This is a genomic window from Hydrogenophaga sp. GW456-12-10-14-TSB4 (assembly GCF_059424305.1).
Genome location: NZ_JBWKZH010000114.1, coordinates 1 through 8,925, shown reverse-complemented (window position 1 = coordinate 8,925; position 8,925 = coordinate 1). Strand labels below are relative to the sequence as shown.

Sequence of the window (8,925 nt, the reverse complement as noted above, 5' to 3'; positions counted from 1 at the left end):
CCATGGTCCACGTGACCAATCGTGCCCACGTTCACGTGCGGCTTGGTCCGCTCAAATTTCTCTTTTGCCATTTTTCAATTCCTAAAGAACAAACCCGTGTCACGGTTTAAGGTCTGCACCACACTGCTGGATCGCCCCGCACGGGGACAGGGCGGCGCATGGTCGCAGACCGGCTTTGATCAGTTGGGGACAGAGCACCAGAGGTGGTCTGTCCCCAAAGTCATCATTTTGCGCGTGCAGCCACGATGGCTTCGGACACGTTGCGCGGCGCTTCGGAGTAGTGCTTGAACTCCATCGTGTACGTGGCACGACCTTGCGACATCGAACGCAGCGTGGTCGAGTAGCCGAACATTTCGGACAGGGGCACTTCGGCCTTGATGGCCTTGCCGCCACCGACCATGTCTTCCATGCCCTGCACCATGCCACGGCGGCTCGACAGGTCACCCATCACGTTGCCGGCGTAGTCTTCAGGCGTTTCCACTTCCACGGCCATCATGGGCTCGAGAATGACCGGGCTGGCCTTCTTGCAGCCTTCCTTGAAGCCGAAGATGGCGGCCATCTTGAAGGCCATTTCGGACGAGTCCACGTCGTGGTACGAACCGAAGTGCAGCGTGACCTTGACGTCCACCACCGGGAAGCCCGCCAGCACGCCGGTGTTGAGGGCTTCGATCACGCCCTTTTCCACTGCCGGGATGTACTCGCGCGGCACCACGCCGCCCTTGATGGCGTCCACGAACTCGAAGCCCTTGCCGGCTTCGTTGGGTTCGATCTTGAACACCACGTGGCCGTACTGGCCCTTGCCGCCCGACTGGCGCACGAACTTGCCTTCGGCTTCGTCCACGCTCTTGCGGATGGTTTCGCGGTAAGCCACCTGGGGCTTGCCGACGTTGGCTTCCACGCCGAATTCGCGCTTCATGCGATCGACAATGATTTCCAGGTGCAGCTCGCCCATGCCCGAGATGATGGTCTGACCGGATTCTTCGTCCGTCTTGACGCGGAACGAAGGATCTTCAGAGGCCAGGCGTTGCAGCGCAATGCCCATCTTTTCCTGGTCGGCCTTGGTCTTGGGTTCCACGGCCTGTGCAATCACGGGCTCCGGGAAGACCATGCGCTCGAGCATGATGATGGCGTCCGGATCGCACAGGGTTTCACCCGTGGTCACATCCTTCAGGCCCACGCAGGCGGCGATGTCACCGGCGCGGATTTCTTCCACTTCCAAGCGGTTGTTGGCGTGCATCTGCACGATACGGCCGATGCGCTCTTTCTTGCCCTTGACGGGGTTGAAAACCGAGTCACCCTTCTTGAGCACGCCGGAATAGACGCGCACGAACGTGAGCTGGCCCACGTACGGGTCGGTCATCAGCTTGAACGCCAGAGCGGACAGCTTTTCGTCGTCGGACGCCTTGCGCGAGGTGGGTTCCTCGTTGTCATCGGTACCGCCCACGGGAGGAATGTCCACCGGCGAGGGCAGGAAGTCGATCACGGCGTCGAGCATGCGCTGCACGCCCTTGTTCTTGAAGGCGGTGCCGCACAGCATGGGCTGGATTTCGGTGGCCAGCGTGCGCGCACGGATGCCTTGCTTGATTTCGGCTTCCGTCAGGTTGCCTTCCTCAAGGTACTTGTTCATCAGCTCTTCGCTGGATTCAGCGGCGGCTTCGATCATCTTCTCGCGCCACTCTTCGGCTTGCGCCTGCAGCTCGGCCGGGATGTCCTGGAATTCAAACTTCATGCCCTGGGACGCTTCGTCCCAGATGATCGCCTTCATCTTGATGAGGTCGACCACGCCCTTGAAGTTGTCTTCAGCGCCGATCGGGATCACGATCGGCACGGGGTTGGCCTTCAGACGCAGGCGCATCTGGTCATAGACCTTGAAGAAGTTGGCACCGGTGCGGTCCATCTTGTTGACGAACGCCAGACGGGGCACCTTGTACTTGTTGGCCTGGCGCCAGACGGTTTCCGACTGAGGCTGCACGCCGCCCACGGCACAGTAGACCATGCAGGCACCGTCCAGCACGCGCATGGAGCGCTCCACCTCAATGGTGAAGTCCACGTGGCCGGGGGTGTCGATGATGTTGAAGCGGTGCTCGGGGTAGGACAGGTCCATGCCCTTCCAGAAGCAGGTGGTGGCAGCCGACGTGATCGTGATGCCGCGCTCCTGCTCCTGCTCCATCCAGTCCATGGTGGCAGCGCCATCGTGAACTTCGCCGATCTTGTGGTTCACACCGGTGTAGAACAGGATGCGTTCGGTGGTGGTGGTCTTGCCGGCATCGATGTGCGCGGAAATACCGATGTTGCGATAACGCTCAAGGGGCGTGGTGCGGGACATGGAAATACTCCGAAAAGGGGACGAGCCCGCCCCCCTGAATCAGGGAATGCGGGCTCTCGGTTCTGGTTGCTCTACTGGGCGTCAGCCCGGATCAGAAGCGGAAGTGGCTGAACGCCTTGTTGGCTTCGGCCATGCGGTGCACTTCATCACGGCGCTTCATGGCGCCGCCACGGCCTTCGGTGGCCTCGATCAGCTCGTTGGCCAGACGCAGGGCCATGGACTTCTCGCTGCGCTTGCGGGCAGCTTCCTTGATCCAGCGCATGGACAGGGCCAGACGACGCACCGGCCGGACTTCAACCGGCACCTGGTAGTTGGCACCGCCCACGCGGCGGGACTTCACTTCCACCATGGGCTTGACGTTGTTGATGGCGACCGAGAAGATTTCGACCGGATCTTTGCCGCTCTTCTTCTCGATCTGCTCCAGCGCACCGTAAATGATGCGCTCGGCGACTGCTTTCTTGCCGCCTTCCATGATCACGTTCATGAACTTGGAGAGCTCGACATTGCCGAACTTGGGATCCGGCAGGATTTCACGTTTAGGGACTTCGCGACGACGTGGCATTTCTTCACCTCATATTGCTTCAGTTGGCACCTTGGCAGGCACCGCGAGGGTCATTCAAACCCCCACTTACTCGACCCACACGGAACATTCCGCGCTTCGGGTCACTACGCTGCATCACCGCGCCACGCGGGAAACAGCACCTTGGACTCAAACCAGATTTACTTGGCCTTGGGCTTCTTCGCACCGTACTTGGAGCGCGCCTGCTTGCGGTCTTTCACGCCTTGCAAGTCGAGCGAACCGCGCACGATGTGGTAACGCACACCGGGCAAGTCCTTCACACGACCGCCGCGGACCAGCACGACGCTGTGTTCCTGGAGGTTGTGGCCTTCACCGCCGATGTAGGAGATGACCTCAAAACCGTTGGTCAGGCGCACTTTGGCGACTTTACGCAGAGCGGAGTTGGGCTTCTTGGGGGTCGTGGTGTACACACGGGTGCACACACCGCGACGCTGCGGAGAGTTTTCCATGGCCGGGCTCTTGGATTTGGTCTTTTCGACCTCCCGGCCGTGGCGCACGAGTTGATTGATGGTTGGCATTAAAACGTCCCTAAACGTTTGAAAAAAGCGAAAACGAAAACTCCTCGGAAGATTCCGAAAAGCCCTCTACTGTAGCACGTGGCCGATTTTCTGACAACGAAGAGTCCCTCCCAGGGCGGGAGGGACCTGCCGCCTTACTGGATCCAGAGGCGAATGGCGTCCCAGGCGCGGCCAAAGACGCCGCTTTCCTCGACCGTGTCCAGCACGGTCAGGGGAATTTCGGCCACGGTCGCGCCGGCGGCGGTGGTCACGCGCAGCGTGCCCACGGACTGCCCCTTCACCAAGGGCGCCACCAGCGGGTCGGGGCGCACCACCTCGGACTTGAGCTTGGCGCCCTCGCCCGCCGGCACCGACACCACCACGCCTTCGGGTCGGCCCAGGCGGACCTGATCGGCCTTGCCCTTCCAGACGCGGGGCGTCGCCACGGGCTGGCCGACGGGGATCAGGCGCACGGCGTCGAACGCGGTGTAGCCCCAGTTGAGCAGTTTCTGGCTTTCGGCGGCGCGGGCGTTTTCGCTGGATGCACCCAGCAGCACGCTGATCAGGCGCCGCTGCCCCTGCGCACCTTCGCCCAGGCCGGGCACCTGCCGGCGCGCGGTGGCGACCAGGCAGTAGCCCGCCGCGTTGGTGTGCCCGGTTTTCAGACCGTCTACGCTGGGGTCGCGAAACAGCAGCAGATTGCGGTTGGTGTCGTTGGCGGCCGGCGTGCCCGGATAGCGGTAGCGCTGGATCGAGTAGTACGGCACGTACTTGGGAAAGTCGGTCATCAGGCGCGAAGCCAGCGTGGCCAGATCGCGCGCGGTGGTCGTGTGGCCCGCTTCGGTGAGGCCCTCGACGTTGCGGTAGCTGGTCGACGTCATGCCCAGGGCCTTGGCCTGTTCGTTCATGAGCTGCACGAAGCGCTCGACCGACCCGGCCACACCTTCGGCGAGCGCCACCGTCGCATCGTTGCCGGACTGCACGATCATTCCCTTGATCAGGTCCTCCACCGGCACCTGCATCTTGGGATCGATGAACATGCGCGACCCGGGCATCTTCCAGGCGCGCTCGCTCACGCCAAACGTCTGCGTGAGGCTGATCTTGCCGGCTTTCAACGCATCAAACACCAGGTAGGCGGTCATGAGCTTGGTCAGCGACGCCGGCTCGACCGCCTGGTCCGGGTCTTTGGACGCGAGCACCTGGCCGGAAGTGGCATCCAGCAGCAGGTAGGCACGCGCGGCCACCTCGGGCGGCGCAGGCATCTGGGCCAGGGCGGGCACCGCCACACCCAGGGACAGGCACAACAGAAAACGGGAAAAGAGACGACGCAACAAAATCCGGTCCTTCAAAGGGAAACAAGAGAACCTGCAGGCGATCAGGCCCGCAGGTGACGCAGCACCAGATCCCGCAACAGCGGGAGCTGGCCGTGGAAGAAATGGCCGCCGCCGGGCACCACCAGCACCGGCAGCGATTGGGGCCGAGCCCAGTCCATGACGGACGACAAGGGCACCGTGTCGTCCTGCTCGCCATGAACGACCAGCGTGCGCTCATGAAGTTCCGCCGCCACGGGCGCCACCTCGAAACGGCTGGCCGCCGTGCCGATCAGCACCAGATGCCGAATGTCGCGCACGCCGTGCAGTCTGGCGGCGGCATGGCTGGTCACAAAGGAGCCGAACGAAAACCCGGCCAGGCACAGCGGCCCGTCCGACGCCTGGGCCTCGATCACCGCGAGCAGGTCGTCGAGCTCGCCACGCCCTTCGTCGTAGGCACCCTCGCTCTGACCGACACCGCGGAAATTGAACCGCACGGTGGTCCAGCCGCTCAGCACACAGGCCCGCGCCAGCGTCTGCACCACCTTGTTGGTCAAGGTACCGCCATGCAAAGGGTGGGGATGGGCGATCACGGCCACACCCCGCGCCTCGGCCGCAGGCCGGTCGATCGCCACCTCCAACCGGCCGGCAGGGCCGGGGATCGACAGGAATTCGGTTTGCGCGTTCATCCGGTGTCAGCGCCCGACATCCGGCGGTGTCAGCAACCGCTGCACCACGACGCCGTCGCGCAGGTGCGATTGCACGATTTCATCGATGTCGTGCTCGTCCACGTAGCTGTACCAGACCGCCTCGGGGTACACGACGGCGATCGGGCCGCCGGCGCAACGGTCCAGGCAACCCGCCTTGTTGACGCGCACCTTGCCCACACCGGAAAGACCCAGGGCCTTGGCCTGCGACTTGCAGCGATCGAACGCCGCCTGCGCCCGGTGCTGGGCACACGACGCCTCGCCACCTTCCCGCTGATTGAGGCAGAAGAAGATGTGCCGCTCGTAGTAGGACTTGTTTTCGCTCATGGCGGAATTTTAGTGGGCCGCTCTGCGGCGGCGGGCGCACGCGCCACCACCCTCAGCCCGAAGATGAGCGCAGCGAATGGCCAGACCCAGCCCAGCCACTGCGAGATCCCGTGGAAGCGGATGAAACGCCCCTGCTCCCAGACCTCCAGCGACTGCGCGAAATAGGGGCTGTCGGGCGCGAGGTTGAGAAGCGTCAGCGACACCGCCAACGTGAGCAGCATCACCACCATGCACAGCCTGCGCGAAAGGCCCAGCAACGCCAACCCCAGCAGGAAGGCGATGACCAGGCCCATGGTGGCCTGGGGACTGACCCAGGCCCAGGCATGGGTCGGGCCATAGGTGAGCGCGGCAGACAGGCCCGCGGCACCCGCCGCACCCAGGAAGAACATCAGCACGAACAAAGCGCGGCGCAGCACCGAGCGCATCTCGGAAAACCCCATCAGCAGCGGCGACAGCAGGCACAACGAGATGCAGAAGGCCTCGGCCAGCGGACTGAGCGGATCGGGCGCCTCCAGCCGGACCGGCACCCAGGTCAGAAAAGGGGTGTCCTCCAGCAGCAGCACAAGACCGGCTTCCAGCCGATCCCAGACCTGGCCCAGGCCGAATGGCACCGACACCGGGTACAGCAAGGCGAATGGCCAGAGCGCCAGCAACACCAGGCCGCCATGGGCCGAGGGCTCGAACCAGTTGGCGCGAAACTGGCTCCAGTGGCGCAACGCTCCCAGTCGCTCCAGCAGCCAGGCGCCGACCGCGCCCAAGGCCGCGCCGGCGCTGTTGAGCACAAAGTCCACGTTGGAGGGCACGCGCATCGGCAGGTAGTTCTGAAGTGTCTCGACCGCCAGGGACAACAGCGCCGGCACCCCGAAGCCCAGCCACCACGACCACCGGCCCCAGCCCGATCGCAGCATGGCCACGCTCAGCAGGAAGCCCAGCGGGGCATAGCCCAGCAGGTTGGAGGCGATATCGAAACCGGTCCAGTACTGCGGCAACGGTGCCCACAGAAAAGCCAGCGGCGACACGCCCTGCACACGCCACCCGGTGAAGGGGTACAGGCTGGCGTACACCACCACGCCGGCAAACAGCAGTGCCAGCGGCCAGGCGGACGAGCGGGTCTTCAAGGCGTCAGAAGGGCTTGACCACCACCAGCACCACCACGGCGACCAGCAGAATCACAGGCACCTCGTTGAACCAGCGGTACCAGACGTGGCTGCGCCGCTGCGTGCCTTGCACGAAACGCTTCAAGAGCCGCCCGCAGGCATGGTGGTAGCCCAGGATCAGGATCACCGCCGCGAGCTTGGCGTGCATCCAGCCATTGCCGGCACCCCGGCCGATGCCGTAGCCCAGCCAGAGCCACAGACCCAGCGCCAGGGCCGGCACCGCCAGAATGGTGGTGAAGCGAAGCAGCTTGCGCGCCATGAGAAGCAGGCGCTCACGTTCGGCGACGCTCTCGGGCGGCACCATCGCCAGGTTCACGAAAATCCGCGGCAGGTAAAACAAGCCGGCGAACCAGCTGGCCACGAAAACAATGTGAAATGACTTGACCCAGAGCATCCGGGCAGTGTAGCCCCGGGGGCCCGCCGAGCGGACCGGGCAAAAAAAACCCGGCCTTTCGGGCCGGGTCAGGAAGCCTTTTTGCTGTCACACACTAAGGCACCCGCTCAGGGAGGAAAAGCGGGGAGACCACCTTTCGGCAGGCTCGACAGAAATGTTACACCAAGAAGAAGAGGAAACCAAGCGCACCTGTCAGTTCTGACATTGTTATGTTCTTTTTTTTGATGTAAGCAAAACTACATCATCTTGGCCAGCTCAAACATCACCGCCGTGCCCAGGGCCTCGCGGATGTTGCCGCGACCCACCTTGGCCATGGAGAACTCGCCAAAGCCGGACATGTCGAAGGAGCTGTCGTCCGGCGAGATCTCGACAAAGGGAAACTCGAAGACCTCGCGCAGCAGCTCGCGGCGGAACGCATCGAAGCCCTCCTCCTTGATCGACGCATCCACCACGATCAGATTGGGCATGCGGGAGAGGATGGCCTCGCGGGCCTGCCGGAAGTCCACCACGCTGTCCGAGCCGATCCCGATTTCACGCAGGGCATCGCGCACGTCGGCACGGATTTGCAGTGTGGGCGAAATGGTCAGCACATACACGCCGGACAGCGATTTGAACATCGAGGAATGGTCGTCCGAGAGATCCACCGCCGAGATGCCGTCCACCGCCTGCACCGTGCGGCTGAACAAGGCCGTGAAATTCACCCCGTCCTCGGTCACCTGCCGGTCGATCTCGATGCCACCCGCCGCCAGCGCGATCTGGCGCACCAGCAGCCAGCTCAGGCTGTCCGTCGACGCATGGCTGGACGGCGGCGCGCCGTCGTTGGAAACGCGCACCTGCAGCCGCGCATGCCGCGGCCAGGCGTTGGTGTCCATGCGAACGTCCATCCGGGTGCCGAACGGCAGCCCCCAGTCGAGCACGGCATTGACAAAGGTATGGGCCACGGTCGGGTCCACCAGCACCTCGACCGGCTTGAGCTTGCGCCGCATCTCGATACCCAACACGGCGAATTCCTTCTTGCGCTCCTGCAGCACGCCTTCCACCAGATCCGCCATGCCCACCTTTTCATGGGACTGCCGGATGCGGCCACCATAGAAGCGGTGAATCTGCTGCGCGCTGACGCCCGACTGCTTGATGCGCTCGGCCGGGATACTGAGCGCCCGATGCTCCTGCCGGCTGATGCTCCCCTTGCTCAGCAGCAGGTCGATGGTGTTCTGCAGCGCGCTCACCCCTTCCGTGACCTGGTCGGCCAAGCCGGACACCAGGGTCGGCCAATGCCCGTCCAACGACCACGACTCGGGCTCGCTGGCAGCGGGCCGGGTGTTGGCAAAGCTGTTCGATGAGGGCTTTTTGGTGGTCAACATGGGGTGAACTTGTGGTCGGCCAAGGCGCTCGCGGCTCAGTAACAAAAAGTGTTGATCGAAGAATAGCGTTGGACACGCCGGATGGCACCCCACTTCAGAGCAGTATTTTCTTCTTACCGTGGAGTTCGCCACACCCGCCCGGCATTTTCTGGCGCGCGGCCACCCTGTCAACTTTCCCACTTTGCCCGGAGGAACCGGGCCGTCACACGGTGAAAGAAGGCGTTTGCCACAATACGCGCATGCACGTTCCCGCCCCCTACCCCCAC

The 8,925-nt window shown here is 63.6% G+C and carries 9 protein-coding genes and 1 pseudogene; all 10 read right to left on the bottom strand.

The genetic code is table 11. The features are described 5' to 3' along the window. Window positions 1–71 (bottom strand): annotated as a pseudogene (locus tag AC07ZS_RS28965) (GTP-binding protein); the annotation flags it as partial. 152 nt (window positions 72–223) lie between these two features. Next, window positions 224–2,326, bottom strand: a complete 2,103-nt coding sequence (fusA, locus tag AC07ZS_RS28960; protein ID WP_494801893.1) for an elongation factor G — start codon at window positions 2,324–2,326, stop codon at window positions 224–226. Window positions 2,327–2,417: 91 nt separating this feature from the next. Next, window positions 2,418–2,888, bottom strand: a complete 471-nt coding sequence (rpsG, locus tag AC07ZS_RS28955) for a 30S ribosomal protein S7 (protein WP_137918320.1) — start codon at window positions 2,886–2,888, stop codon at window positions 2,418–2,420. A 158-nt stretch (window positions 2,889–3,046) separates the two neighbouring features. Next, a complete protein-coding gene (gene rpsL, locus AC07ZS_RS28950; protein WP_494801892.1) occupies window positions 3,047–3,424 on the bottom strand; it encodes a 30S ribosomal protein S12 in 378 nt (125 codons plus the stop codon). A 134-nt stretch (window positions 3,425–3,558) separates the two neighbouring features. Beyond that, window positions 3,559–4,665, bottom strand: coding sequence for a D-alanyl-D-alanine carboxypeptidase family protein (locus AC07ZS_RS28945; RefSeq protein ID WP_494801894.1), 1,107 nt, complete (start codon window positions 4,663–4,665; stop codon window positions 3,559–3,561). A gap of 113 nt (window positions 4,666–4,778) precedes the next feature. Further along, window positions 4,779–5,402, bottom strand: coding sequence for an alpha/beta hydrolase (locus tag AC07ZS_RS28940; RefSeq protein ID WP_494801891.1), 624 nt, complete (start codon window positions 5,400–5,402; stop codon window positions 4,779–4,781). A 6-nt stretch (window positions 5,403–5,408) separates the two neighbouring features. Continuing rightward, window positions 5,409–5,747: a (2Fe-2S) ferredoxin domain-containing protein gene (locus tag AC07ZS_RS28935; RefSeq protein WP_291116148.1), complete on the bottom strand. Its 339-nt coding sequence runs from the start codon at window positions 5,745–5,747 to the stop codon at window positions 5,409–5,411. Beyond that, window positions 5,744–6,865, bottom strand: coding sequence for a VanZ family protein (locus AC07ZS_RS28930; RefSeq protein ID WP_494801890.1), 1,122 nt, complete (start codon window positions 6,863–6,865; stop codon window positions 5,744–5,746). The genes AC07ZS_RS28935 and AC07ZS_RS28930 overlap by 4 nt, the downstream gene beginning before the upstream one ends. Before the next feature lie 4 nt (window positions 6,866–6,869). Beyond that, window positions 6,870–7,298 carry a CopD family protein gene (locus tag AC07ZS_RS28925; RefSeq protein WP_494801889.1) on the bottom strand — a complete coding sequence of 143 codons (429 nt, stop codon included), beginning with the start codon at window positions 7,296–7,298 and terminating at the stop codon, window positions 6,870–6,872. 236 nt (window positions 7,299–7,534) lie between these two features. Next, window positions 7,535–8,659 carry a hypothetical protein gene (locus AC07ZS_RS28920; RefSeq protein ID WP_494801888.1) on the bottom strand — a complete coding sequence of 375 codons (1,125 nt, stop codon included), beginning with the start codon at window positions 8,657–8,659 and terminating at the stop codon, window positions 7,535–7,537. Window positions 8,660–8,925 lie beyond the last annotated feature (266 nt).